This window comes from Streptomyces sp. NPDC039480, from assembly GCF_055597165.1.
Genome location: NZ_JBVITX010000001.1, coordinates 331,543 through 357,163, shown reverse-complemented (window position 1 = coordinate 357,163; position 25,621 = coordinate 331,543). Strand labels below are relative to the sequence as shown.

The 25,621-nt window shown below is 71.0% G+C and carries 26 protein-coding genes; 10 read left to right on the top strand and 16 right to left on the bottom strand.

What is annotated here, in order from left to right; genetic code table 11:
- Positions 1-178: 178 nt before the first annotated feature.
- A complete protein-coding gene (locus ACZ56E_RS01605; RefSeq protein WP_471209686.1) occupies positions 179-973 on the top strand; it encodes a thioesterase II family protein in 795 nt (264 codons plus the stop codon).
- Between the two features lie 240 nt (positions 974-1,213).
- Here ACZ56E_RS01605 and ACZ56E_RS01600 read toward each other — a convergent pair whose 3' ends face one another.
- Both ACZ56E_RS01600 and ACZ56E_RS01595 read right to left on the bottom strand, forming a co-directional pair.
- A complete protein-coding gene (locus ACZ56E_RS01600; RefSeq protein ID WP_471209683.1) occupies positions 1,214-1,825 on the bottom strand; it encodes a TetR/AcrR family transcriptional regulator in 612 nt (203 codons plus the stop codon).
- Positions 1,803-3,338: a DHA2 family efflux MFS transporter permease subunit gene (locus ACZ56E_RS01595; RefSeq protein WP_471209680.1), complete on the bottom strand. Its 1,536-nt coding sequence runs from the start codon at positions 3,336-3,338 to the stop codon at positions 1,803-1,805. The genes ACZ56E_RS01600 and ACZ56E_RS01595 overlap by 23 nt, the downstream gene beginning before the upstream one ends.
- Positions 3,339-3,531: 193 nt before the next feature.
- On the opposite strand from ACZ56E_RS01595, the gene ACZ56E_RS01590 reads away from it, so the two are divergent.
- The 4 genes from ACZ56E_RS01590 (at position 3,532) to ACZ56E_RS01575 (ending at position 8,331) form a co-directional block, all read left to right on the top strand.
- Positions 3,532-4,398, top strand: coding sequence for an SAM-dependent methyltransferase (locus tag ACZ56E_RS01590; protein WP_471209677.1), 867 nt, complete (start codon positions 3,532-3,534; stop codon positions 4,396-4,398).
- A 53-nt stretch (positions 4,399-4,451) separates the two neighbouring features.
- Complete coding sequence (locus tag ACZ56E_RS01585) at positions 4,452-5,351, top strand: alpha/beta fold hydrolase (protein WP_471209674.1); 900 nt, start codon at positions 4,452-4,454, stop codon at positions 5,349-5,351.
- Positions 5,352-5,462: 111 nt separating this feature from the next.
- On the top strand, positions 5,463-7,979 hold the full coding sequence (locus tag ACZ56E_RS01580) for a type I polyketide synthase (protein ID WP_471209672.1): 2,517 nt from the start codon (positions 5,463-5,465) through the stop codon (positions 7,977-7,979).
- Positions 7,980-8,013: 34 nt separating this feature from the next.
- On the top strand, positions 8,014-8,331 hold the full coding sequence (locus ACZ56E_RS01575) for an acyl carrier protein (RefSeq protein WP_468603868.1): 318 nt from the start codon (positions 8,014-8,016) through the stop codon (positions 8,329-8,331).
- Between the two features lie 83 nt (positions 8,332-8,414).
- Here the strand turns inward: ACZ56E_RS01575 and ACZ56E_RS01570 are convergent, their stop codons facing one another.
- A complete protein-coding gene (locus tag ACZ56E_RS01570; RefSeq protein WP_471209668.1) occupies positions 8,415-8,948 on the bottom strand; it encodes a GtrA family protein in 534 nt (177 codons plus the stop codon).
- Between the two features lie 278 nt (positions 8,949-9,226).
- On the opposite strand from ACZ56E_RS01570, the gene ACZ56E_RS01565 reads away from it, so the two are divergent.
- The gene (locus tag ACZ56E_RS01565) at positions 9,227-12,193 is read left to right on the top strand and encodes an NACHT domain-containing protein (RefSeq protein WP_471209666.1); all 2,967 of its coding nucleotides are present in this window, start codon (positions 9,227-9,229) and stop codon (positions 12,191-12,193) included.
- Between the two features lie 87 nt (positions 12,194-12,280).
- On the opposite strand, the gene ACZ56E_RS01560 is transcribed toward ACZ56E_RS01565, so the two are convergent.
- On the bottom strand, positions 12,281-12,469 hold the full coding sequence (locus tag ACZ56E_RS01560) for an antitoxin (protein ID WP_468603864.1): 189 nt from the start codon (positions 12,467-12,469) through the stop codon (positions 12,281-12,283).
- A 232-nt stretch (positions 12,470-12,701) separates the two neighbouring features.
- On the opposite strand from ACZ56E_RS01560, the gene ACZ56E_RS01555 reads away from it, so the two are divergent.
- Positions 12,702-13,367 carry a DUF1345 domain-containing protein gene (locus ACZ56E_RS01555; protein WP_471209663.1) on the top strand — a complete coding sequence of 222 codons (666 nt, stop codon included), beginning with the start codon at positions 12,702-12,704 and terminating at the stop codon, positions 13,365-13,367.
- A 3-nt stretch (positions 13,368-13,370) separates the two neighbouring features.
- Here ACZ56E_RS01555 and ACZ56E_RS01550 read toward each other — a convergent pair whose 3' ends face one another.
- The gene (locus tag ACZ56E_RS01550) at positions 13,371-13,787 is read right to left on the bottom strand and encodes a DUF6003 family protein (RefSeq protein WP_471209660.1); all 417 of its coding nucleotides are present in this window, start codon (positions 13,785-13,787) and stop codon (positions 13,371-13,373) included.
- Between the two features lie 110 nt (positions 13,788-13,897).
- A complete protein-coding gene (locus ACZ56E_RS01545) occupies positions 13,898-14,851 on the bottom strand; it encodes a LysR family transcriptional regulator (protein WP_468603858.1) in 954 nt (317 codons plus the stop codon).
- 82 nt (positions 14,852-14,933) lie between these two features.
- On the opposite strand from ACZ56E_RS01545, the gene ACZ56E_RS01540 reads away from it, so the two are divergent.
- The 3 genes from ACZ56E_RS01540 to ACZ56E_RS01530 all read left to right on the top strand — a co-directional run bounded on the left by ACZ56E_RS01540 (position 14,934) and on the right by ACZ56E_RS01530 (position 17,747).
- Positions 14,934-15,878, top strand: a complete 945-nt coding sequence (locus ACZ56E_RS01540) for a dihydrodipicolinate synthase family protein (RefSeq protein ID WP_471209656.1) — start codon at positions 14,934-14,936, stop codon at positions 15,876-15,878.
- A gap of 196 nt (positions 15,879-16,074) precedes the next feature.
- Entirely contained in the window at positions 16,075-17,451 is a 1,377-nt protein-coding gene (gdhA, locus tag ACZ56E_RS01535) for an NADP-specific glutamate dehydrogenase (protein ID WP_471209653.1), read from the top strand.
- A 23-nt stretch (positions 17,452-17,474) separates the two neighbouring features.
- A complete protein-coding gene (locus tag ACZ56E_RS01530) occupies positions 17,475-17,747 on the top strand; it encodes a DUF3253 domain-containing protein (RefSeq protein WP_471209650.1) in 273 nt (90 codons plus the stop codon).
- Positions 17,748-17,768: 21 nt separating this feature from the next.
- Here ACZ56E_RS01530 and ACZ56E_RS01525 read toward each other — a convergent pair whose 3' ends face one another.
- From ACZ56E_RS01525 to ACZ56E_RS01480, 10 genes are all read right to left on the bottom strand, one after another.
- Complete coding sequence (locus ACZ56E_RS01525) at positions 17,769-18,935, bottom strand: alkaline phosphatase PhoX (protein WP_468603850.1); 1,167 nt, start codon at positions 18,933-18,935, stop codon at positions 17,769-17,771.
- A 160-nt stretch (positions 18,936-19,095) separates the two neighbouring features.
- Entirely contained in the window at positions 19,096-19,278 is a 183-nt protein-coding gene (locus ACZ56E_RS01520; protein WP_471209648.1) for a hypothetical protein, read from the bottom strand.
- Positions 19,278-20,369, bottom strand: a complete 1,092-nt coding sequence (locus ACZ56E_RS01515; protein WP_471209645.1) for a hypothetical protein — start codon at positions 20,367-20,369, stop codon at positions 19,278-19,280. Before ACZ56E_RS01515 ends, ACZ56E_RS01520 begins: the two co-directional genes overlap by 1 nt.
- Before the next feature lie 5 nt (positions 20,370-20,374).
- Positions 20,375-21,421, bottom strand: a complete 1,047-nt coding sequence (locus ACZ56E_RS01510; RefSeq protein ID WP_471209642.1) for a hypothetical protein — start codon at positions 21,419-21,421, stop codon at positions 20,375-20,377.
- Positions 21,422-21,458: 37 nt separating this feature from the next.
- On the bottom strand, positions 21,459-22,403 hold the full coding sequence (locus ACZ56E_RS01505) for a phage distal tail protein (protein ID WP_471209640.1): 945 nt from the start codon (positions 22,401-22,403) through the stop codon (positions 21,459-21,461).
- Between the two features lie 41 nt (positions 22,404-22,444).
- A complete protein-coding gene (locus ACZ56E_RS01500) occupies positions 22,445-23,611 on the bottom strand; it encodes a hypothetical protein (RefSeq protein WP_471209636.1) in 1,167 nt (388 codons plus the stop codon).
- Positions 23,612-23,626: 15 nt separating this feature from the next.
- Complete coding sequence (locus tag ACZ56E_RS01495; RefSeq protein WP_471209634.1) at positions 23,627-24,253, bottom strand: hypothetical protein; 627 nt, start codon at positions 24,251-24,253, stop codon at positions 23,627-23,629.
- A gap of 28 nt (positions 24,254-24,281) precedes the next feature.
- Positions 24,282-24,659 (bottom strand): hypothetical protein, encoded by a 378-nt coding sequence (locus ACZ56E_RS01490; RefSeq protein WP_471209631.1) that lies wholly within the window; start codon positions 24,657-24,659, stop codon positions 24,282-24,284.
- A 14-nt stretch (positions 24,660-24,673) separates the two neighbouring features.
- Positions 24,674-24,967, bottom strand: a complete 294-nt coding sequence (locus ACZ56E_RS01485) for a hypothetical protein (protein WP_398299139.1) — start codon at positions 24,965-24,967, stop codon at positions 24,674-24,676.
- Positions 24,968-25,015: 48 nt separating this feature from the next.
- Positions 25,016-25,588 carry a phage tail tube protein gene (locus ACZ56E_RS01480; RefSeq protein WP_398299141.1) on the bottom strand — a complete coding sequence of 191 codons (573 nt, stop codon included), beginning with the start codon at positions 25,586-25,588 and terminating at the stop codon, positions 25,016-25,018.
- Positions 25,589-25,621: the final 33 nt, after the last annotated feature.

Genomic DNA, 25,621 nt, shown 5'->3' with positions numbered 1-25,621 from the left:
AAATCGGAGATCGCTTTCGAGTACCGGGCTCATCGTGGGCGGGCTGTCTAAAGGCGAACCAAACCCCGGCTAGCCGCCTGCGGCTTTAGCCGGGCGCTATGGGCCGCGGCCAGCATCTGGGCTGTCGGGGCGGCGGGCACGACAGCCTCCGCGGAGCGACGCGAGGAGAGGGAGAGCGATGGACAGGGGCACGGCGGCGCGGGCACCGCGGTTCGGTGACGCCACCGGAAACGGAGTGTGGTTGCGGCGGTACCACGATGCCGCCGAGGCGCCGGTGCGGCTGGTCTGCTTTCCGTTCGCGGGTGGTTCGGCGAGTTACTACTTCGGGCTCTCCGGTCTGCTCGCGCCCGGCGTCGAGGTGCTCGCCGTGCAGTATCCGGGGCGGCAGGACCGTCATGCGGAGCCGTGCCTGGCGTCGGTGGCCGAGCTCGCCGACGGTGTCGTACCCCACCTGCCGTGCGACGGGAAGCCGTTCGCGCTGTTCGGGCACAGTCTGGGTGCCATCGTGGCGTTCGAGGTGGCGCGGCGGCTGCGGGGACCGGCCGGCCCCGGCCTGCCCGTACACCTGTTCGCCTCCGGGGGGCTGGCGCGGCCCTACCGTCCCGCGGGGCGTGCGGGTGCGTTCGGGGACGCGGACATCCTGGCCCATCTGCGGGCGATGGGCGGCACAGACGAGCGGTTCTTCCGCAGTCCCGAGCTGCAGGACCTCATCCTGCCCGCGCTGCGGGCCGACTACCGGGCCGTGGCCTCCTACGAGGCGCCGGGCCCCAGCCGTCTGGACTGTCCGATCACGGCGCTGATCGGGGACGCCGACGAGCGGACGTCGCCGGAGCAGGCCGCGACGTGGCGGGAGCGGACCGGCGCGGCGTTCGATCTGCGGGTGCTGCCCGGCGGGCACTTCTACATCGACGACTGTCAGGAGCGGGTGGCGGCCGTCGTGACCGAGGCGCTCACGGCAAGGCCGGGCGTCTGACGGGAGCCACCCAGAGGCGGCGGACAGACCCCTGGCGTGCTCCGTCGAGGGAAGCCGGAGCACGCCAGGTTGGACCGGACGCGGCAGCCGGGGGAACAGTGGCCGCGTGCGGTCGTCTCTTTTTCCGTTGACCCCGCGCCCCGCGGGGGAATCCGGGGCGCGGGGGTCGTACGCGACAGCCGATGGCGCCGCGTACGACGTCTGGCCGGGGCGGGCTCTGTGGTGCGCCCGCCCCTTCGGTCAGGGCCGCAGGTTTTCCAGGCAGTGGAGCGCCTCGTCCAGCGTGGTGGCGAAGTCCATGTCCGGATCGTTCGCCCAGTCCATCGAGACCTGGAGCATCACTCCGAACACGGCCCCGGTGTAGGCGCGGACCGCGGGGTCCCGCGGGTCGCGCCCGGCCCGTTTGGCCACCTGCTCGCTCATGATCTGCATGGTCTGGCCGATGTTGCCGAGGCTGGCGCCCCAGAGCTCCGGCTCGGAGAGAATGAGTACGAACCGTTCGCGCTGCAGGGCCAGTTCCTGCTCGCTGATGTCCTTCAGCATCGAGCGGATGGCCTGCCGCTCGGCCTGGATCGGCGTCAGGTCGGGCGACTGGGCCTGGACCATCATCGCGAAGGGCAGATCGTAGTCGTGCGAGAAGACCAGGTCCTGCTTGGTCGCGAAGTAGCGGAAGACGGTGCTGGGAGCGACCTCGGCGGCTTCGGCGATCTGCTCGATGGTCGTGGCGGTGTAGCCCTGTTCCCTGAACAAGCGCACCGCCTCCCGCTGAATCGCGGCCTTCGTGCGGGCCTTCTTGCGTTCTCTCAGACCAGGCACTGTTTTGCCCTGGTCAGACTGCGTCTGCGGCTTCATGCTCAGATTCTGCTGTCTTGGCGGTGCTCTGACCAACATGGCGGGGCAGCCACACCACCGCCAGCACCACACCGAGCAGCCCCAGGCCACCGGAGACCACGAGCACCACGTCCAGGGCGTGGACGTACGCGGAACGCACCGAGTCGGCCAGTCCGTTGGACTTGATCGCCCGAGCCACCGCGAGGCCGCCGAACACGGAGTCCTTGACCGCACCCTGCGCCTGCTCGGGCACGCCGTCGAGTTCGAGCTTGCCGCGGTAGCCGGAGTTGAGGACGGAGCCGAGGATGGCCGCGCCGAAGCTGCCGCCGAGGGTACGGATGGACTGGTTGACGCCCGATCCGACGCCGGCGGAGTCCTCGGAGAGCGCGCCGAGGGCGGCGTCCATGGCGGTGGGCAGGGCGATGCCGAGGCCCAGTCCGTAGGCCGCGGTCCAGGCGGCCGCAAGGCCGGTGCCGCTGCTGACGTCCGTGGTGGCGCCGTAGAACAGGGCGGCGGCGAGGAGTGCGAAGCCGATGCCGACCGCGGTCTTCGGGCCGAGGGCCTTGGCGACCTTGTTGGCGACCGTCACACCCACGAGCAGACCGCCGACCATGGGGAGCAGCCGGAAGCCGCTGCCCATCGCGTCGGTGCCGAGGACCGCCTGGTAGTACTGCGGCATCGTGAAGAGCACGCCGAACATCGTGAAGTTGATGACGGTGCCGAGCATGGTGCCCGAGGTGAAGCGGGCCGAGCGGAACAGCGAGAGGTCGACCAGCGGGTCCTTCACCCGCTTCTCCCACATCACGAACAGCACGAGGGCGAGCAGACCGCCGATGCACGGCACCAGCGTGGTGACGTCCGTCCAGCCCTTCTCGCCGCCCTGGATCACGCCGTAGGTGAGCGCGGCGAGGCCGACGCTGGAGAACACCAGGCCGCCGATGTCGAACGGCTTGGCCTCCTTGGCCTTGGACTCGGGCAGCCAGGCGGAGACCGCGAGGAAGGCGAGGATCACCACCGGCACGTTGATCAGGAAGACGGAGCCCCACCAGAAGTGGTTGAGCAGGTAGCCGCCGAGGATCGGGCCGAGCGGATAGGCGAGCATCGCCGCGCCGGCCACCGCTCCGATGGCCTTCGGCCGCTCCTCGTCGGAGAACATGACCGGCAGCAGCGACAGCGTCGTCGGCATGATCAGCGCGGCGCCCAGGCCGAGCACCGCACGCGCGCCGATGAAGGCTTCGGAGGACGTCGCGTAGGCACAGGCCAGCGAGGCGATGCCGAAGATCACCAGGGCGCCGAGCAGGACCTTCTTGCGTCCGAACCGGTCACCGAGCATGCCGGCCGGGATCATGCCGGCCGCGAAGACCAGCGTGTACGACGTCACGAACCACTGCAGCTCGACGTTGTTCGCGCCGAGGTCGTCGGCCATGGCCGGCAGGGCCAGGCTCAGGATCGTCACATCGAAGCCCACGACCATCGAGGCGAGTACGAGAGCACCGACGGCCCACCACCGCCGCGCACCCAGATCAGCAGACATGGGAGTCGACCTCCTAAAGAGAGCTCAATATCTAGTCGGAGCGTACTCTCATTTTTTTCGCAGGGGTACCACCCGTTCCGTATGGAACGCGTCAAGAGAGCTCTCCTAGGGGCAGGCCGGGTGCGCCCTTAGGGGCTTTTGAGGGGCGGGGGTGGGGTTGTGACGCCCGTCGCCGCGCGGCGACGCTGATGCCGTGACGAAGAACGCGACGACCAAGAAGCCCCCGACGGTGAACAAGACCGTCGCCCCCGAGCCCAGCGACATCGGCCACTACTACGACCACAAGGTCTTCGACCTGATGACTCAGCTCGGAGACGGCAATCTGCACTACGGCTACTGGTTCGACGGCGGCGAGCAGCAGGCCACGTTCGACGAGGCCATGGTCCAGATGACCGACGAGATGATCCGCCGCCTCGACCCGGCCCCCGGTGACCGCGTCCTCGACATCGGCTGCGGCAACGGCACCCCGGCCATGCAGCTGGCCCGCGCCCGTGACGTCGAGGTGGTCGGCATCTCCGTCAGCGCCCGCCAGGTCGAGCGCGGCAACCGCCGGGCGCGCGAGGCCGGCCTCGCCGACCGGGTCCGCTTCGAGCAGGTGGACGCCATGAACCTGCCGTTCGACGACGGCTCCTTCGACCACTGCTGGGCCCTGGAGTCCATGCTCCACATGCCGGACAAGCAGCAGGTCCTCACCGAGGCCCTGCGCGTCGTGAAGCCCGGCGCGCGGATGCCGATCGCCGACATGGTCTACCTCAACCCCGACCCCAGCCGGCCCCGTACCGCCACCGTCAGCGACACCACGATCTACGCCGCGCTCACCGACATCGGGGACTACCCCGACATCTTCCGCGCCGCCGGCTGGACCGTCCTCGAACTGACCGACATCACCCGTGAGACCGCCAAGACCTACGACGGCTACGTCGAGTGGATCCGCGCCCACCGGGACGAGTACGTCGACATCATCGGCGTAGAGGGATACGAGCTGTTCCTGCACAACCAGGCGGCCCTCGGCAAGATGCCCGAGCTCGGATACATCTTCGCGACCGCCCAGCGCCCCTGAGCGTGCCGCCCCCGCCGTCCTCCCCCAGCACAAGGGATCACAAGGGCCCGCCTGTGAAGAACCTCCGCATCCCCGTCTCGCCGACCGTCTCCCTCAATGTCAGGCACCGGCCCGCGGACGGACCGGGAGCCACGGGCCGTCCGTTCCTGCTGCTGCACGGCATGCTCTCGAACGCCCGGATGTGGGACGAGGTCGCCGCCCGGCTCGCCGCCGCAGGACACCCGGCCTACGCCGTCGACCACCGTGGCCACGGCGAGTCGGACGCCCCGCCCGACGGGTACGACAACGCGACGGTCGTCACGGACCTGGTGGCGGCCGTCACCGCCCTCGACCTGTCCGGCGCACTGGTGGCCGGGCACTCCTGGGGCGCGCACCTCGCGCTGCGCCTGGCGGCCGAACACCCGGACCTGGTGGCCGGTCTCGCCCTGATCGACGGCGGCTGGTACGAGTTCGACGGACCGGTGATGCGCGCCTTCTGGGAGCGCACCGCCGACGTGGTCCTGCGCGCCCAGGAAGGCACCACCAGCGCCGCCGACATGCGCGCCTATCTGCGGGCCACGCACCCCGACTGGTCGCCCACCTCCATCGAGGCACGCCTGGCGGACTACCGCGTCGGACCGGACGGCCTGCTCATCCCCCGGCTGACCTCGACGCAAGTCATGTCGATCGTCGCCGGCCTGCAGCGGGAGGCGCCCGCCGACTGGTACCCCAAGATCACCGTGCCGGTGCGGCTACTGCCCCTCATCCCCGCCATCCCCCAACTGTCCGACCAGGTACGGGCCTGGGTGGCCGCCGCCGAGGCGGCCCTGGAACAGGTGAGCGTGCGCTGGTACCCGGGCTCCGACCACGATCTGCACGCCGGCGCACCCGACGAGATCGCCGCCGACCTCTTGTTGCTGGCCGGTTCGTGCAAGGCGCGGCCCGGCGGCAAGGCGGGAGTTAGACCCGCTTAAGCAGCCGCGGCGACCCTGGCACCCACAGCGTGCGGCTCCTGCCTGCCCACCTTGCCCGACCTCGTCCCACCTGAGGCTTCACGCGCGAGAACAGGAAGGCTGACCATTCCCGTGGCGAACGAAGAGAAGCTCGTCGAATACCTCAAGTGGACGACCGCCGAGCTCCACCAGGCCCAGCAGCAGCTGCGCGAACTGAAGGCCGCACAGCACGAGCCGATCGCCGTCGTCTCCATGGCCTGCCGGCTGCCCGGCAAGACCCGCACCCCGGACGACCTGTGGGATCTGGTGTCCGAGGGCCGCGACGCCGTCACCGGTTTCCCCGACGACCGCGCCTGGGAGCTCCCCGAGGAACGCCCGTACGCGGAGCTCGGCGGGTTCCTGGACGACGCGGCCGGCTTCGACGCGGGCTTCTTCGACATCAGCGACACCGAGGCCGTGGCCACCGAACCCCTCCAGCGCCTCATGCTGCACCTCGCGTGGGAGACCGTCGAACGCGGCCACATCGCCCCGCACACCCTGCGCTCCACACTCACCGGCGTGTACGTCGGCGCCACCGGGCACGACTACGCGACACGTCTGGAGACCGCGCCCGACGAGCTGCTGCCCTATCTGGGCGGCGGCACATCAGGCAGCCTCGTCTCCGGCCGCATCGCCTACGCCCTCGGCCTCGAAGGCCCCGCCATCAGCGTGGACACGGCCTGCTCGTCCTCCCTGGTCGCCCTCCACCTGGCCTGCCAGGCGCTGCGCCGCGGCGAGTGCCGGCTCGCCCTCGCGGGCGGCGGCACCGTCATGTCGACGCCGCACACCTTCCACGCCTTCGCCCACCAGAAGTCGCTCGCGCAGGACGGCCGTTGCAAACCGTTCGCCGCCGCGGCCGACGGCATGGGCCTCGGCGAAGGCGTCGGCCTCGTCCTCCTTGAGCGGCTCGGCGACGCCAGGAAGAACGGTCATCCGGTACTCGCCGTCATTCGCGGCTCCGCGGTCAACCAGGACGGCGCCGGCTACGGCCTCGCCGCCCCCAACGGCCCCTCCCAGCAGCATGTGATCCGCGCCGCGCTCGCCGACGCCCGGCTCGCCCCGGACCAGATCGACGCCGTCGAGGCACATGGGACGGGCACCCCCATCGGCGACGCCATCGAGGTCCAGGCCCTCCTAGCCACCTACGGCGCGGACCGCTCCCCCGACCGGCCCCTGTGGCTCGGCTCCGTCAAGTCCAACACGGGGCACACGCAGGGGGCCGCGGGGGCGGCCGCGTTGATCAAGATGGTCCAGGCGTTCCGGCACGACACCCTGCCGCCGACCCTCCACGTCGACCGGCCGACGCCCCTCGCCGCCTGGAAGAAGGGCGCGGTGCGACTCCTCACCGAGGCGGTCGACTGGCCCCGCCGCGAGGAGCCCCGCCGGGTCGGCATCTCCGCCTTCGCCACGTCCGGCACGAACGCGCACCTCATCCTGGAAGAGCCTCCGATGGAAGAGCCTCCGGTGGAAGAGGCTGCGGTGGAAGAGCCTCCGGTGCCGGATGCCGCCCACGACCAGACGTCGACCGTTACCCCGGAACTCCCGGTGGCCTGGGTCCTGTCGGCCCGTACGCCCGAGGCCCTGCGGGCGCAGGCGAAGGCCCTCGTCGCCCACCTGGCGGCCGCCGACCCCGTGCCCTCCCCCGCCGACGTCGCCTACTCGCTCGCCGCCACCCGCAGCCCCCTGGAACATCGCGCCGTCCTCACCGGCGCCGACCACGCCGAACTGCTCTCCGCCGCCCGCGCCCTGGCCGCCGGAGAGGACCACCCCGACCTGGTCCGGAGCACGCCCGGGGCCGGCCCGAAGAAGATCGCCTGGCACTTCGACGGCGGCTCGGCGGACGGGGTTACGACGGGGACGGCGCCCGGAGCCACACCTGACGTGGCATTCGACGCGGTATTCGGCGCGGCATTCGGAGGTGCCGAGCTCCACTCGGCATTCCCGCTCTTCGCGTCCGCCTTGGACGAAGCGCGCGAACTCCTCGACACCCACCTGCCGACCCCCCTCCCCACTCCCCACGCCGAACTCGCGCGCTTCGCGGTCCACACCGCGCTCGCGCGCCTGCTCCTCGAAACCGGGGTACGCCCCCACACCCTCACCGGCGACGGGGTCAGCCACATCGCCGCCGCGTACGCCGCGGGAATCCTCACCCTCGACGACGCGTGCCGCCTGGCCGCCGCCCACGCCACGGCCGCCCATGCCGCCGACGGTGCGCAACCGGCCCCGCCCGACGCCTATGAGCCCGTGCTGAAGCAGCTGACGTTCCAACGCCCCACGCTCACGCTCATCAGCACCGCCCCGGCCGACACCCCCCTCACCTCCGCCGGCTACTGGCACCACCACCTCACCGCGCCGCCCCCCACCGCACCGCCCACCCCCGATACCCACACACTTCTCGACCTGGGCGCGCTCGATCCGGAAAACCCGCAAACCCCCTCCGTACGCGCCCTGTTGACCGCTCTCGCGCGGCTGCACACCACGGGCGGCACCGTCGACTGGACCCCTCTCGTCCAGCGCACGCCCCACCCCCGGACCATCGACCTCCCGACGTACTCCTTCCAGGCCACGCGTTACTGGCTGCACGACCACACCGCGCACGCCGCGGTGTGACCCCCGCCACCACCTCACTCACACAGGAGCAGTCATGACCAGCACCGACAACACCTCCGGCCAGGACGCCACCGAGCTGGAGAAGCAGCTCGCCGCGGCCACCCCCGAGGAGCGCGAGAAGCTCCTCACCGACACCATCCGCACCCAGGCCGGCACCCTCCTGAACACCACCCTCAGCGACGACAGCAACTTCCTCGAGAACGGCCTCAACTCCCTTACCGCCCTTGAGCTCACCAAGACGCTGATGACGCTGACCGGCATGGAGATCGCGATGGTCGCCATCGTCGAGAACCCCACCCCCGCACAGCTCGCCCACCACCTCGGCCAGGAACTGGCACACACCACCGCGTAACCCCTGGACCACCACCCGGGCATGACGCCCACCCCGCCCCCGGACGCACGGAGCCCCGGGGGCACAAACATGCGGGCACGGAGTCAGGCGGCGGGGCAGAGCGCCGCGGGATCGGCCGGCTTCGAGGCGGCGCGGCCCACGATCGCGGGTACGGGACGCGCGGTGCGCACGGCGCACGCGGCGGAGTGCGAACGGCTCCGGGCGAAGACGACGAGGCGCAGCACCACGAACCGCGCGACACCGGCGAGTGCGGACGCCGACAGATACACGACCTGTTCAAGCAGCACGCCGGGCGCCGCCACCAGCTGCTGCAGGACGACCATCGCCACGCAGGTCACCGCGTACGCGGCCGCCGCCGAACCGGCCGACTGCGCGTGCTGCCGCCAGGTCGCGCGCCCGCCCGCACCGAAGGTGAAGCGGGCGTGGAGCTCGGTGGCGACGAGGGTGGAGACCACGGTGACCAGGGCGTTGGCCAGCGCCCAGGGAATCCAGGAGGCGAGAGCGACCACGGCGAAGCTGGAGACGAGACCCACGCCACCACCACAGAGCACGAACCGCAAGAAGGCGGCGCAGGCACCGGGCCCTGCGGCCTGCTCCTGACTCTGTGCTGTCCCCATGATGCAACCCCTCTGGCAGCGCCCACTAAGACGATGACGCCATCATGGCACACATATGGTGCCACGTGGTGCCATTTTCGCGCCAGGGTGGAGCCACGGCTTTTTGAGGGTGAGGGCAAGCCCCCCGAGTCAAAGGCCCCGCCCGGAGCGCGCACGGCATACACGCCACCCGGTTCACCTCTGAGCGCCCCCATACAGAAGTGCGCTGACTCGCCGCCCGGTGCTTCTTCCTTGACACGCTCGGTTCCACACGAGGCGCGGGGTGCGGAGGGGGCGGCATGCGTGGGCGGGAGGTCTGGACACGACGCAGACTGTGGGCCGGCGTCGGTTGTGCGGCGCTGGTCGTGCTGGTCGTCACGCTCCGCCAGGTCGGAGCGGGGCACGGCGAGCAAGTGCAGTACGACGGCCCCGCGTTCGTCGTCTCCGTGCTCGGCGTCATGGTGTCCGTCGTGGCACTGCTCGTGGATATCCTGCGCCCCACGGACACCCCGCCGGAACCCGGCGCGGTGCTGCGGCAGACCGCTGATGCGCTCGCCGATGCGGTACGGGTCCAGTGGGCCCAGGAGGCGCGACTGCGGCGACTGCAGGACCCGAAGCCGCTGAACGTCCGCTGTCGGTCGGCCGACCGACTGCTCGCGGACGACACACGGAACATCCGGCGTGGCCGCCCGGTGCCGGAGCCCAGGACCGGCGACAACTGTCTGGCGTCGGTCGCCACGGCCTTCGAGGAGGTGCCGTCCAGGCGCGTGGTCGTACTCGGAAGCCCTGGTTCTGGCAAGAGTGTGCTCGCCGTGTGCTGCACGCTCGATCTTCTGAGGAAGCGCACGCCCGGCACGGCGGTGCCCGTGATCTTCCCCCTGGCGGCCTGGGACCCGGGCACCACCCCGCTGCGCACCTGGCTCCTGGAGCGGCTCGTGGCGGAGTACCGGCCTCTGGCGGCCACCACCGACGGCATCTCATTGGGCGGGGCGCTGCTCGACGCCGGGCTGATCGCGCCTGTCCTCGACGGCTTCGACGAGCTGCCCCCGGCGTTGTACGGGACCGCGATGCGCAGGCTCAACGCGGAGTTGGACGACGGCATGCCGGTGCTCGTCACCTCGCGGACCACGGCCTGGCGCTCCACGGTCGCGTGCAGCGATGTGCTCACCGGCGCGGAGGTCCTTGAGCTGCTGCCGCTGGAGTTCGCCGAGGCGAAGTCCTATCTAGAGCGCACCGCGCGTCCGTTGGGCGGTCCGCGCGGTCGCCGTACGACGGTGTGGACCCCGGTGCTTGACTCCCTGCGGGAGGACTCGCGCACTCCGGCAGCCGGTGCACTCCTGCAGATCCTGACCAACCCGCTCATGGTGGCCCTGGCCCGCACGGTGTACGGCGACACGTCCCGCGATCCCCGAGAGCTCCTCGACGACCCTCGTCTCGCGACGACGGCCGGGATCGAGAAACACCTCCTCGACGCGTTCGTACCGGCTGCGTTCGGCGACGACGGTGTCGACTCACGCTGGCGTGCCGCGGACGCCAGGCGCTGGCTCGCGTATCTGGCCCGCGAGTTGGAGCGGCGGCAGTCCAAGCGGCTCGCCTGGTGGGAGCTTTATCTCTGCGTGCCGCGGATGCTGCGGCTGGCGGCGCCCGCCCTGCTCGCGCAGGCGCTCACGTTCGTCCTGGCCGTCCCCATCCTGTTCTCCAGCGTCGGAGGCGACGTCTTCGTCTTCGATGACAAGCCGTCGCTGGCAGCCAACCTGGTCGGTAACCTGGTCGGCTTCGCCGGAGGGCTTGCCCTGCTGCTACCCGTGTCGGTGGCGCGGCGCGAAGGGCGCACGGCCCTGACTCGACAGCGCACGGCCCTGACCCGGCAGCTCACGGTCTGCATGGCGACGGCCGCAGCGGCCACCCTCGGGTACGGTCTCAGCGGAGGCTCCGTGCAGTTCGGACTGCAGTTCGGCACGGTCACGGACGGCTGGGTGGCCGAGCTGTTCGGGGGCGCGGTCTTCGGCGTGCTGATCGCCTTGTACTTCGGGGTTGCGGGGCTGGCCCGCCATGCGGTGCCGCTCGGGCTGCCTTGGGCGGGCAGCCCTTCCGGTCGGCTCGCGGCACGGGCCGGGAGCGGCTTTCTCGCCCTGACGGGGCTCGTCATGGTCGAGCCATGGCTGCTCGGGCGCGGCCTCGGCACGTGGCCGGCCGTGGCGGGCAACCTGTGCTTCGCCGCGGCCCTGTGTCTGTGGGCGGCAGCCGGGCGACAGGGAGTGCGGACAGGTGTGTCCCCTGGCGGTGAGGCCCGCATCGCCCGGCGTTTCGTGACCGGGCTGCTGCACGGCTGGGCCGTGTGCCTGCTCGTGGGAGTGGCGGCAGGCGGGACGGTCGGCGCTGTCGCCTGCGCGTTCTCCGCGGTGGAGACCTCCAGGGCGGCCGACCTGGACGGCAGGCGGCTCGGGAAGTGGTCGCACCGGGAAACACCCGACGGCGTCCGCACTGTCGAGTCCTCGACGGAGATCGCCGTCATCCTGGTGTACCCGCACGCGGGCGCCCGTCCCGCGGCATATCCGCACGGCAGCCGTCCGCCGAGCTGTGGCCGGCGGTGCCAGTCGTCCGACACACCGGTGACCTTCCGTGTCGCCGACGGCGATCTGCGCGTACTCGTCGACGGCGACACCGCGGCCGACGCGGTGAACATGCTGCCGGAGCTGCCCGAGCAGTCCCGGACCTGGCTCGCTCAGAGCGCCGCCCGGCACCCGCTCGACCGGTTCCTGATCCCCGGCGCCATGGGCGGAGTCCTGATCGCGCTGATCGGCGGCCCCGCTTCGGGTCTCTATCGCGCGCTCAGCACTCCCTCCGATCTCATCCGGGCCGCCAATCCGCAGGTCACCCTGCGCACGGACCGCATGGCCTCGCTGTCCCGGTCCGGAGTCGTGGCGGTCATGACGGGCGGCGTGTGTGTCGTCCTGGCCTGGGCGTTCGCGTCGCGGGGCGGGCTCGACCACGTCGCGGCGCAGATGTGGGTGCCGATGGGCACCGCCGCACTCGCGCTCACCGCCTGGGGGCAACTGGCGGTCGCCCGCGTCTGGCTGGCGCTGACAGGGCGGCTGCCGTGGCGGATCATGACGTTCCTCGACGAGGCGCACCGCAGAGGAGTGCTGCGGCAGTCCGGCGCGCACTACGAGTTCCGTCATCTGCGCATGCAGCAGCGGCTCGCCTCGGGCGCCGAGCCGTCACAGGAGGATCCCCGGGCTGCCGTGCCCACGGCAACGGCATGACGACGCGGGCGTCGGGCCCGCACACCCTCCGCGTCATACGGAGGAGTGCGGGGCCCGACGCCCGCTTCCGCCCTGACCCCGCTCCGCCTACCTCTGCGGAGGCTCCTGCTGGTCCGAGCCGAATTGGTCGCGGAGCTTGTCCTGGGCCGTGTCGACCTGACCGCTGTACTTGCCCTGCGTCTTGTCGTCGACGAAGTCGCCCGCCTTGTCGATTCCCTGGCCGGCCTTGTCCTCGTGCCCCTTGAGCATCTGCTTGAGCTTGTCCATGACCGTCATGGGCGTACCTGCCTCTCTGCGTTCCTCCCCCCATCCAGGGTCAGGGCACAGCGCACGATCCGCATCCGCAGCCACTGCCGCCGCCGTCGGCATCGGCATCGGCATCGGCAGGGAGGCTTTCCGGCGCAAGCGTTTCGCTCGTTCGAGGGCAGGCAATCGCGCCGCGCTTTCGGCGGGCGCGGAGCCGGTCACGATCACGAAAGGCCCGACGCCCGACCAGGGAGGCTCGTCCGTGCATCGCTGGCTTTCCGAACGGCGCAGGTCGGCGGTGAGCCTGGCCGTCGCGGCGTGCGCGGCACTGGTCCTTCCCCTCGACGCCGTGGCGCGGATTTCGGCAGCGGATGTCGGCGTCCTCGTCTTCTTCGCCTACCTGGTGCCCTACCTCGCGATCACCTTGACCGTCTTCGTGAGCGTCGTCCCGGAGCAGGTCCGCTCCTGGGCGCGTCGCGAAGCTCGCGGTACGTTCCTGCAGCGTTACGTCCTCGGTACCGCACCCGGCCCCGGCGGGTCGCTGTTCATCGCGGCTGCCGCGCTGGTGGTGGCGGTGCTGTGGCTTCCCGGCCACCTCAGCACCACGTTCTCCGCGCTCCCCCGCACCCTGCTGGCTCTCGCCCTGGTCGTCGTCTCCTGGATCTGCGTGGTCGTGACTTTTGCCGTCACGTTCCAGGCCGACAACCTCGTGGAGAACGAGCGGGCACTGGAGTTCCCCGGAGAACGGACTCCGGTCTGGGCCGACTACGTCTATTTCGCCCTGTCCGCGATGACGACGTTCGGCACCACGGATGTCGACGTGACGTCACGAGCCATGCGCCGGACCGTGGCGGCGAACACGGTCGTCGCCTTCGTCTTCAACACGGTCACGGTCGCGTTCCTGGTATCCGCGCTGGGCGGCCGCTAGCGCCTACAGGCGGCCGATCTCCTCCGGGTCGAGTCCGGTCAGCCGGGCGATGCGCTGCGCGGGAATCCCCGCGGTCAGGGCCCGGTGCACGAGGGCCTGCCAGTCCTGGGTCGTCTCCCGGAATTCGAGCAGTTCGCTCTCCATGTCCGTGACGGCCTGGGGCGCGCACTCCTGCTGGACCTTGAGCGCCTCCTCCTCGCCCAACGGCACCGGCAGCCGCTCGGCGTCCTTCGGAATGAGCGTCTCGGCCTCGGCAGGCAGGATCCTGACCTGTTCCGAGGACGCGGAGACCTCGTGGGCCTGCAACCAGGCGTGCACCGCAGGGGTTTCCGTGCATTCCAAGGCACCGACGGCAGCGAGGGCCGCTCCCAGTCTGGGGTGCCGGTCAGGGAGGAGGAACAGGTACGCGTCATCGGCCATCGCGGAAAATCGCCTTCTCGTTCGAACATCAGGACGTCAGGACGTCGCCAGGAGGTCAGTGGGCCACGGCAGGTGCGGCCCAGGCACACACATTCCCACGGTCGGCAGGTTCACTCAGAGCCGCCGACCGGGCCTCGTGAACCCGCCATACGTTCGACCGCCGTCGTCGCCGCGGCCACGAAAGCGGCGATCGCCGGATGGGCGCCACCGCCCGCGCGGAACGCCACCTTCGAGCGACGGAACAGCGGCAGCTTCGTGAGCACCACGCCCGCGGGGCTCGGCACCGCGGCCATCTGCGGCACGAACCCGGCCCCTTGCCCCGCGGCGACCAGCGCCAGCACCGTGCGGAAGTCGTTGACCTGGTGGCGGATCCTGGGCTGGAACCCCGCGGCCTGGCAGGCGCGTACGGCCATCGCGTGACCGGTCGTGCCGTCCCGTGCGGTGATCCACGGAACCTCGGCACAGGGCCCCAGCAGCGCCGCCAGCGTGCTCCCGGGCCCGGAGTCCGCGGCAGCGGCCGCAGCAGCGTCCGCGGCATGGGTGACGAGGTACATCGGCTCTTCGAGCAGAGGCACCTCGTCCACGGTCGTGTCCGGGGTCGCGGGTACGAAGTCGTAGTCATGGACCAGGGCCACGTCCAGCTCACCGGCCCGCAGGCCGTCGGAGACGCGCGCGGAGTCGATCTCCCGCACCATCGGCTCCAACGCGGGGTGTCGGCACGCCAGTTCGGCCAGCGCGCCGGGCACGATCGTGTGGCCGCCGGAGGGGAACGTACCGATGCGCAGCGGCCCGCCGATGCCGTCCCGTGCGCCCGCCAGCTCGGCGACCGCCTGTTCGAGACGGTTCAGCACCGCGTCGGCGTGTGCGACGAGGGAACGACCGGCGGGCGTGAGGACCACCCGTCTGCCGCTGCGTTCCAGCAGGGGCACACCCGCCTCCCTTTCCAGCACGCCGAGCTGCTGGGAGACGGCGGACGCGGTGAAGGTCAGCGCTTCGGCCACGGCGGCGATGGTGCCCCGCCGGTCGAGTTCGCGGAGCAGATGGAGGCGTCGGACGTCGAGCATAAGTTCAGCTTAGGTGTGACGGCAGGAATCTGAAATGGATCTACCGAGTGGGGTGAGCCAGGGTAAGAGCATGAGCCCCGCAATGAACTCCGCAGTGGACCTCGCATCGAGCCCCGCGTCCAGCCCCGCATCGAATTCCGTACCGCTCTTCAACGGCCTGTACGTCCCCCTGGTGACACCGTTCACCGACGATCTGCGCCTGGCCCCCGACGCCCTGGCCCGCCTCGCCGACGAGGCGCTGTCGGCCGGCGCCTCCGGGATCGTCGCCCTCGGTACGACCGCCGAAGCCGCCACCCTGACCGCCGAGGAGAGAGAGACGGTGGTCCGCGTCTGCGCGGCCGCCTGCCGGGCACACGGGGCACAGCTCGTGGTGGGGGTGGGCACCAACGACACCGCCGCCGCCATCACGGCCCTGCGAGAGCTGGCGGCCAGGGGCGACGTCGCCGCCGCGCTCGTTCCCGCGCCGCCCTACATCCGCCCGGGGGAAGCGGCAACCCTGGCGCACTTCGCCGCGCTGTCCGAGCACGGCGGCCTCCCTCTGATCGTGTACGACATCCCCTACCGCACCGGGCAGACGCTCAGTGCCGGCACGATCACCGCGCTCGGCCGCCTGCCGCAGGTCGTCGGCATCAAGCACGCGACCGGCGCGATCGACGCGACCACCATCGAGCTGCTCGCCTCGCCCCTGCCCGGGTTCGCCGTGCTCGGCGGTGACGACATCGTCCTCTCGCCGCTCGTCGCGGCGGGCGCCCACGGCGGGATCGTCGCGTCGGCCAATCTGCGTACCGCCGACTACGCCGAGATGATCGCCCTGTGGCGACGCGGCTCCGCCGCACCCGCCCGCCGTCTCGGAGCCGATCTCGCCCGGCTGTCCGCCGCCCTCTTCACCGAACCGAACCCGACGGTGATCAAGGGAGTGCTGCACGCCCAGAACCGCATCCCCAGCCCGGCCGTGCGCATGCCGTTGCTGGCCGCCTCCGCCGATTCGGTCCGCCGGGCGGCTCCCCTGGCCGCGAGCCGGAAGTGAGGCGGAGCCCGCAGGTCGGACCGGCGGCGCACCGACGGACCGGTCTCGCATGGTGGGCACTCCCTGGACCGGGGGGCTGGTCGCTGTGTTTACATGCGCGTCATACTTGCGGCTCGAGCGTCCCCCTGCGCACGGCAACGGCTGCGCACGGCAACGGCGCCGAGCGCTTACGCCGGCCGTGCCAGAAAGGGCTCCCTTGACCACGCGACCCGACACGAAGTCAGCGCTCTCGCAGAAGACAGAGCTCGCGCAGCTGCTCACCGAGATAGAACACCGCAACCCGGCCCAGCCGGAGTTCCACCAGGCCGCCCGCGAGGTCCTCGAGACCCTGGCGCCGGTCATCGCGGCTCGCCCCGAGTACGCCGAAGCCGGCCTGATCGAGCGACTGTGCGAACCGGAGCGGCAGATCGTCTTCCGCGTGCCGTGGCAGGACGACCACGGCCGCGTGCGCGTCAACCGCGGCTTCCGGGTGGAGTTCAACAGCGCCCTCGGCCCGTACAAGGGCGGCCTGCGCTTCCACCCCTCGGTGAACCTCGGCGTCATCAAGTTCCTCGGCTTCGAGCAGATCTTCAAGAACGCGCTGACGGGCCTCGGCATCGGCGGCGGCAAGGGCGGCAGCGACTTCGACCCGCGCGGCCGCAGCGACGCGGAAGTCATGCGTTTCTGCCAGTCGTTCATGACGGAGCTGTACCGGCACATCGGCGAGCACACGGACGTACCCGCGGGCGACATCGGCGTCGGCGGCCGGGAGATCGGCTATCTGTTCGGCCAGTACCGGCGCATCACCAACCGCTGGGAAGCGGGCGTCCTCACCGGCAAGGGCCGCACCTGGGGCGGCTCCCTGATCCGTCCGGAGGCGACCGGCTACGGCAACGTCCTCTTCACGGCGGCGATGCTGCGTGAGCGCGGCGAGACCCTCGAAGGCCGGACGGCGGTCGTGTCCGGCTCCGGGAACGTCGCCATCTACACCATCCAGAAGCTGGCCGCCCTGGGCGCCAACGCCGTGACGTGTTCCGACTCCTCGGGCTATGTGGTCGACGAGAAGGGCATCGACCTGGACCTCCTCAAGCAGGTCAAGGAGGTCGAACGCGCCCGCGTGGACACCTACGCCCAGCGCCGCGGCGCCTCGGCCCGTTTCGTGCCGGGCCGCCGGGTCTGGGAGGTGCCCGCCGACATCGCGCTGCCGTCCGCCACGCAGAACGAACTGGACGCCGACGACGCCGCCGCTCTGATCCGGGGCGGTGTGAAGGCGGTCTCGGAGGGCGCCAACATGCCGACGACCCCCGAGGCCGTACGCCTTTTCCAGCAGGCGGGCGTCTCCTTCGGGCCCGGCAAGGCGGCCAACGCGGGCGGCGTCGCGGTCAGCGCGCTGGAGATGGCTCAGAACCACGCCCGTACGTCGTGGCCGGCGGAGCGCGTCGAGGAGGAGCTGACGCGCATCATGAACGACATCCACCGCACGTGCCACGAGACCGCCGAGCGCTATGGCGTCCCCGGGGACTACGTGGCGGGCGCGAACATCGCCGGCTTCGAGCGGGTGGCGGACGCGATGTCCGCCCAGGGCGTCATCTGACCCGCGGTGCGACACTGGCGGATGTGACGGACGACGAACGGCGGACGGACCGGCGCCTGGAACAGGCCATCCTGGAACTCCTCGAGCGCCGCAGTCCGTCCGCCACGATCTGCCCCTCCGACGCCGCGCGTGCGGTGTACGGAGGGGACGACGACGGCTGGCGCGCCCTGATGGAGCCGGCGCGCCGAGCCGCCCGCCGACTGGTCGCGGCCGGCGAGGTGGAGATCACCCAGAAGGGCCGTCCAGCGGATCCGGCGGACGCGCGCGGCCCGATCCGGATCCGCCGCGTCCGCTGACACGAGTCCGCCTTGGCGCGCTCAGACGGTGGTGCGGAAGGGCCCGGAGACCTCGTAGGTGATGCCGCCGGACGAGCTGCCGGACGTACCGCGCTGGCTGGAGAAGTACAGCCGCTTGCCGTCGGGCGAGAAGGCCGGGCCGGTGATCTCGGAGCCGGACTGGCCGTTGATGCGCAGGAAGGGCGCCACGGTTTCGGCGGGGGTGATGACGCAGATCTCCATGTTGCCGCCGTCCTCGGCGACGAACAGGTCTCCGGAGGAGCTGCCGGTGACGTTGTCGACACCGGTCAGGGGCGGGGTGCCGTTGGTGACGAGGCTGTCGTCGTAGGCGAGTTCGTAGGTGCTGTCGCGCAGGTTGAGCCGCCAGAGGCGGTTGTCGCCCTTGGTGGTGAACCAGACGGTGTCGGAGGCGTAGTGGCAGCCCTCGCCGCCGTTGAAGATCTTGGCGCCGGAGACCTGGTCGCGGGTGTAGGTGGGCGAGCCGTCCGGGTCAGGCACGTTCGTCCAGGTGAAGGAGCCGGAGGCGCCGGTCCCCGCGACCAGTACCTGGAGGGTCCCGGCGGAGAGGTCACCCCAGGTGGTGGGGATGAACCGGTAGAAGCAGCCGTCCGACTCGTCCTCGGTCATGTAGATCACCTTGCGCACCGGGTCGGCGGCGGCGGCCTCGTGCTTGAACTGGCCCATCGCGCCCCGGCGGACGGCGGCCTTCGTGCCCCACGGGTCGGTCTCGTAGACGTAGCCGCGGCTGACTTCCTCGCACGACAGCCAGGTGTTCCACGGGGTGGCCCCGCCGGCGCAGTTGTTACGGGTGTTGGAGAGGACCCGGTAGGCGCCCGTGACGGAACCGGAGGAGTTGAACTTGACGGCGCTCGCCCCGCCCCCGGTGGAGAGCTCGGAGTTGGAGACGTATATCCAGCCCGTGCCGTCGGCGAAACAGGCGCCGCCGTCGGGGGCGCCGTGCCAGGTGTACGAGGTGCCGGAGACCGTGCGGCCCGAGCGGGCTATGACGCGGCTGGTGAAGCCGGCCGGCAGCATGATGCCGTTGGCGTCGGCGGCCAGCAGACCACCGTACGGGCTGGGGCCGTTCTGGGCCGGGGCCGCGTAGGCGGCGCCGTGCATGAGGGTGCCGCCGAAGACGGCGGCAGAGGTGCCGAACACCGCACCACGCAGGAAATTGCGACGGTCCATGGATACTCCTACCCGAGAAGCGAACGATGAGTTGGCGCACGTCGCCGACTGGTCACAGGGGACCGTAGAGGCCCTGGACGGGCAGGGTCAGGGACGAGTCGGCCAACTCCTCGGGAACCTTTGTGACCATGGTGAAGAGCGGTGTTCACGGGTCGAGCCGCTACCGCTCCCCACCGGCGCCCCCGCCCCCGCCTTCGCCTTCCCCCACACCGTCGTCGTCGGTTTCCTCCGCCGACCTCGCGGGAGCCGCAGCCGCACGCGTGTTGACGTACGTGGTCAGCTGCCGCACCTGCCGTTCCAGGTTCTTGATGCGGTCCAGGATGTCCTCGGGGAGATTCGGCATCACAGGCCCTCCATGCCTTCGAGGTAGAGTTCCGCCGTTTCGGCGCGGCCCCGCTCGGGGGCGGTGACCTTGACCCCGATGACGCGGTACGTCGCGTCGAGGCCCTCGCTGAACCACACGTCGTGGATGCGCAGCCGCACGGTCGTCCCGAGGAGCGAGGGCGTGGTCTCCGCGTCGAGGCGGATACGGACGGCGGGGATCACCACCGGCCCGCGGAGCGCCGCGAGTTCGGTGCGGGCCAGGGCGTCGAGTGTGGCCTTGGCGGTGACGTTGCTGTGGTCGGACGTGGTGTCCAGGCGCGGGAAGCCGGCGCCGATCAGCGCGTGCGCCACCTGTTCGTCCGAGACTACGGGGCGGTCCGCGCCTTCGGGGGTGCCCCCGCGGGCGCGCGCGGTGGTGCCGCCGCGGGTGGCGTCGCGGGGGAAGGAGTACGTGAGGATGTCGCCCGGCAGGTCGAGGACCGTGGTGCCCTCACCCACGTGGATGCGCGGGACGCCGAAGAGCAGCCGCTTGGCGCGCTCACCGGTCGCCGGGTCGCGGTACACGCTCACCAGGTACTCGAACCCCGGTTCCATCGTGGCCAGTTGTGAGATGGCCTCCTCCACCGGCGTCTCGTCGCCGTCGAGGTACGTCACCGTGCGCGGTGTGCCCGGTGGCGCGGGCGCGAAGCCGACGCCGATGTCGCCGCCGGGCATCTTCTGGATGTGCTCCCACAAGCCGCGCACGATGGCGAGGTCGTCGGTGTTGGTATACGTGAGGTTCTGCCGGATGCGGCGGTGGGCCGCGTACGAGTCGAAGGTGGCGGCCTGGAGCGCGACGGTGACCATGCCCTGCTCGTCCATGGCCGGGGTGAGCGTCCAGACGATGCCGCCCCAGCACACCTGGTCGCCGCGTTCGAGGTAGACGGCGGTCCGGCCCTCCAGGAGCTCCCTGACCCGCCGCGCCATCCGCCGGTTGGGCACCGGCAGGGTGGCGCTGAGCGATCCCGGTTTGCCGATGTAGTCGTCGAACTCCAGGCCCTGGAGGGGGAGGGTGTCGATGGGGGTGCCCGTGCGCAGGTCGGCGAAGTAGGCGAGGTAGGGGCTGTCCATCAGGTTCATACCACCGGGTCGACGCGGACGAAGAGGTTGTCGAAGGCGGCCTCGTTGCCTGCGGTGCCCGACCTGAAGGCGGCGATGGCGGTGTACGAGCTGCCCGGGGTGAGCTGGCCGAGCGGGAAGTTGCTGTACGTGGAAGCCGAGCCGGCCCCGTTGTGGGAGGCCGCCCGGTCGTCGCTGGCGCCGAGCAGCGGGGTGCCGCCCGCCGCGGGACGCACATTCACCGACATGAACGCCTCTTTCCCGCCCGCGCCCCACATGTGGGCGCCGATGGCGATGTGCACCCAGCCCGACGCCGGTGCGACAAAAGTGAGGCCGAAGGGGTTGGAGACGACGTCGACGAGGGTCTCGGTGTAGGTCGCGGAGGTGGTGAATCCACGGTCGGGGGTGTGCTTGAGCATGGCGTTCGGTGTGTACAGCAGCCACCGGCCGCCGTCCCAGCGCTCGAGGCGTCCGTTGACGTCCCGGTACTCGCCGACGTAACTGCCGCGCGCGGCATGGCCGCCCCCGGCGGGCAGGATGCCGCCGAGCGCCGCGGTGTAGCGGCGCCGGTCGGCGACCGCCGTCGCCCAGGTGATGCCCCGCGTCGCCGAGGCGCCCGCGCCGACCGACACCTCGTACAGCAGCTCGGCGGTCTTCGGCAGCGCGGGCGGCACCGGCGCGCTCGCGGGGGTGCCCTGGACGATCTCCAGCACGGCCTCGTAGCGCCCCGAGGCGTCGTAGTCCGCGTCGTACACCCGCACCACGAGCGCGTCGATGCGCGGCAGGGTGGCGTGGCCGTCGGCGAAGGTGAGCTGTGTGTCGGCGTCCACGGTGACCGGGTAGCCGCCCTGGGCGGCCGCGGAGCCGCCGGGCACCCAGAGCCGGCCCGGGGAGAGCCGGGCCTGCATGCTGCTTGCCGCACTGCCGGTCAGCTGGAGCCCGCCCACGGCACAGCCGCCGCGGGCGGTCAGCGGGCCGGAGGACGCCATCCCGAGGCTCACGGCGAGCCGGGTGTCCTCCCGGGTCTGTCCGGTGGGCAGATGCCATGCGGAACGTATCGTCATGGAACTCTCCAAAGTCGCCGGTCGATGGGTCGGTCGCTCACCACTCGGCCGACCGCCAGGCAACGGTGGCCGACGCCGCCTCCGCGTCGCCGGACTCGGCCCGGAAGGACAGCCGGGACGCGCCGGGGGCCAGGGTGAACAGCTCCTCGGGCACACTGCCGACGGCCGCGGTGTGGCGGCGTGACGCCGTCCCGTTGAACAGCACGGAGCCTTCGGCGGTGTCGACCTCCAGCACGTCGCCGAGCAACAGGGGCAGGTCGTACTCCAGCCAGGTGCCGCTGTCGTGGTTGGCCAGGCGCGGGGCGACACAGGGCCCGGTGAAGGTGATGAGCGGGTGGGCGGGGGCACTGCCCGTGTTCTCCACCGTCGCCTCGCCGACCGACCCCGGCGTTCCCCAGTTCAAGGGCCATGTCAACGGCCAGGTCAGGCCCGGCTCCCGGCGCGGCAGACCGATCTCGACCCGGCGCGCGACGCTGTCGTACCGCCGTGGGTCCATGGCCTTCCACTGGAGCGTCACCTTGGCCAGCCGGCCGGCGAGGAACTGCCGGTCCGTGGGCACGACACGCTGGGTGACGCGCGCCTTCGCGGCCAGCGTCTCGCCGTACAGGCGCACCGCGAGCCACTCCTCCTCGTCCCGTATCCCGGTGGCGGAACGCAGCCCACGCAGGACCTCCAGGGCCGCTTCGGGGCCGCCGTCCGGGTCCGGGGCGAGCCACAGCTGGGCGGTGATGGTGCGGGGCTGGGCCCACTGGGTGCCGGGCCAGCCGCCGTGCCCGGCAGGACGGTTCGCGTCGGACGACTCAAGACCCGGCAGCTCCTCCCAGCCGGTGAGACCCTCGGCGGCCACCCAGTAAGGGGTGCCGGGCCCGATCAGGAGATCGCCCCATTGCACCTGCCCGTCACGGTCGATCAACGCTCCGGGCACGCCGGATCCGTTCCGCGTCCCCCCTGCCCCTCCTGTCCCCACTGTCCTCGCGTTCATATGCTCACCACCACACGCCCCCCCCGGTGCTCATCAGGGCCTCAGCCCCTGGCCTTCATCAGGAACATCAGGTCCTCGGCGGTCTGCCTGGCGCTGCCGCCGCGCGCCTCGTAGTAGTTCTCGATCACCACACCGCCGCGCTGCTGCGGCCCCAGCGCACGGACCGGCCCCGCACCCGGCCGCGGGCCCCGCGCGAGCAGCGACTCCAGCCTGTTCAGCGGCAGCACGGCCTCGGCCTGCCCCGCCTCGCCGAGCAGGGCGAGCGTGCCCCCGGCGCGGGGCAGCACGATGCCGCCCTGGGCGAGCGTCGGGATCGTCGGAAGACTGACGCCGAACGTCTTGCCACCGACGCCCGGCACCCAGCTCGGGATGGACACCTTGACCTGGTTGAGCGCCCGGATGGCCGAGTTGACCAGGCCGATCACCGCGTTGATGGGCCCCTTCACGGCACCGAGGACACTGTTGAAGACGCCTTTGGTGAAGTTCGCCAGGCCGTTCCACGCTCGGTGCAGGCCGTCGCGTACGGCTCGGAACGCGGCCGGGACGCGTTCGCGGAGGAAGTTCAGCGCCGGTCTGATCACCGCGAGGACCGCGCGGATCACGGTCGTGATGATGGTCTTGTAGATCGTGAAGTACGTCTTCACGACGGTCCAGATCACCCTCAGGACGACCTGGAAGGCGACCTTGATGGCGTTCCAGGTGGCCTGCACGACCCGCTGTGCCGCCCGCATCGTCGTGCCGATCACCTGCCCGATGACCCGGAACGCCGTCCGTACGATGCGCTGCACGGTCTTGGACTGCATCGCCATGTCGACGAGCTTGGTGATCAGCGGGAGCAGCAGCGCCATGATCGCGCCGAAGATGTTCGCCTTCATGGCGGTGTTCAGGCCGCGCTGCGCGGTGGTGACGCCCTGGAGGCCCGCCTTCATCCGCCCCATGAGCCCGCCGCCGCGCGTGGCGGACTTCCCGGCGCCGTCCATGGCCCGGTCGGCCTGCCGGACGCTGCGGGCGGTGGCGTCCGCCTGTGTCTTGACCCCGCGGAGGGAACTCGCCGTGCGGTCGAGCCCGCCCTTGATCCGGCTGACGACCCGGTCCGCCTGCTGCACGGCTCCCCGCAGCCTGCCGACCCCGGCCTCGGCCTGCCCCGTGCTCGTACGCAGACCACGGAATCCGGAGGCGGAGCGGTTGAGGGCTTGTACGAGTGACATGGGGTGCCTTCCTGGCTACAGGGCTCGTACGAGCTGGTCGACCTGTCCTTCGAGGCGTCTGATCGCGTCCGCCGCCGCACGTATGTTGTTGATGTCGACCTGCTGTTGCTGTGCTCCGCGGCCGGGGAGTCGCGCGGCGGTGGCGGCGGCACGCTGGCGGTTGAGTGCCGTGCGGGCCATGGCGTGGGCGCGCAGGGCGATGTCGCGCGCCTTGACGACGTCCGTCCCCGCTTGTCGGGCAGCCGTGGACGCTTGGCCGACACGCTTGGAGAGGCGGTCGACACTCTTGATGTTGCGCCCGACCGTGGCCCGGGTCCTGTCGAGCGTCTTCTGCAACGCCTGGATGGAGAGCTGCAGTTGATCAGGCATCTGGCCTTTGCTGCGAAGCCGGGCCTCCTCGGCCATCTTCGTCAGGTCGATGAGCGTCTTCTCGGCGCCGACCACTTTGACACCCGCTGCGACGCCGACTCCCTCCACCTTGACCCCGGTGGTCTCACCTTTGGCGCCCGACGGCTGGAGCAGACCCTTCACGATGTCGGTGACCAGACGCGTGGCCTGCTTGTCCACCCACGCGGAGACGGCGCGCTGAGCCTCGGCGTACTCCCTGCCGAGCGGCCCCACCGGGCCGGGTGTTACGGACATGGGCCCTCCTTCGACAGCGTCCGCGAGCTCAACTGAAGAAACGGGCCAGTTCGGCGGGCCCGGGAGCGTCGGACGCGGGCGTCCCGTCGAGCGTGGCGTCGTCCACGCCCGGCCGGGGCACCGGCTCCGGCGCCTCCGGTGCCGGCTCGTCCTCGTCCCGGTTGACCGAGGCGAACATCCAGTTGGCGATGGCCAGATGGTCGACCACGGCGGCGAGCAGATGATCGGTCAACGACCACTGCGCCACCTCACCCTCGTGCGCGAGCCGGAACGCGCTGTCCTGCGGCAGGTGCCGGACAAGCACGGCAAGCCGCCGCGACGACAGCTCGCCGCGGTACCAGCCGAGCAGGTCGACGCCGTAGTGGCGCAGCAGATCCGCCTCCAGCGCCTCGGCGTGCTCCTCCACGAGCGCGCCGAGGCTCAGCCTTCCCCCACGCTCAGCCCTGTCGCCTCGCCGTAGGCGTTCAGGACGGCGGCCACGTCCTGCACACTGACGTCGTGCTCGGCGAACCGCTTGTACTGCTCGTCGCCGAGCAGCAGCGCGAGCAGCCCGTCCAGGTCGTTGTCCTCCAGGGAGGAGAGAGTCTGGGCGGAGCGGCGCGGTATCTCGGTGGGCAGCGAGAACGTCTCGCCGTCCACCTCGAACTCCCAGCTCAGGCCCAGCGATTCGAGCCGCTGGGCGCGGGCGGCGTTGACATTGAAAGGCGCGGACATGGGACTCCCGGGTCGATGAGTGATGGGCCAGCCAGGTGACCGCCGCCGCTACTTCGCGAACGCGGGGTCGTTCATCAGCCAGGTCGCGAGCGGCGTGGTGTTGTCCACCGCGAGCGCGGTGAAGGTGATGCCGAGCTTGACCGACGCGGTACGGGTGAGCTGGAGCTCTTCGGTCTCGGTCACCTGGCCGCGCGCGATGGTGAAGCGATACTTGATGACATCGCCGTCCGCGAACTCCACGCCGAGCATCCGCTCGTCCTTCTTCGGCTCGGACGCCACCTGGTACGAGTAGAGCTTCGAACCCTCCGCGGTCTCCTTGACCACATCACCCCCGAAGAAGAACGGCAGGGTGTCCTCGTTGAGCTGGAGGAGGGCGAACTTCACGGTCAGATCCCGGTCCGAGTAGACGAAACGGGCCGGGCTGACCGACTGCCAGGTGTCCACCGCGTCGATCTTGTCCTTCTTGTTGAAGCGGATCCCGTCGGTGCTGGTGTAGCCCAGGTCGCGCCAGGCCGCGGCCCAGTTCCCGGTCACATCGGCGGGTACCGGCGTACCGAGCGGGGCGGTGAGGATGCGCCCCGTGCCGGCGACGCGGATCTCGTTCGGGTTCATTCCGGGCATGCGGACTCCTTCGAACTGTCAGGGCGCGCCGGC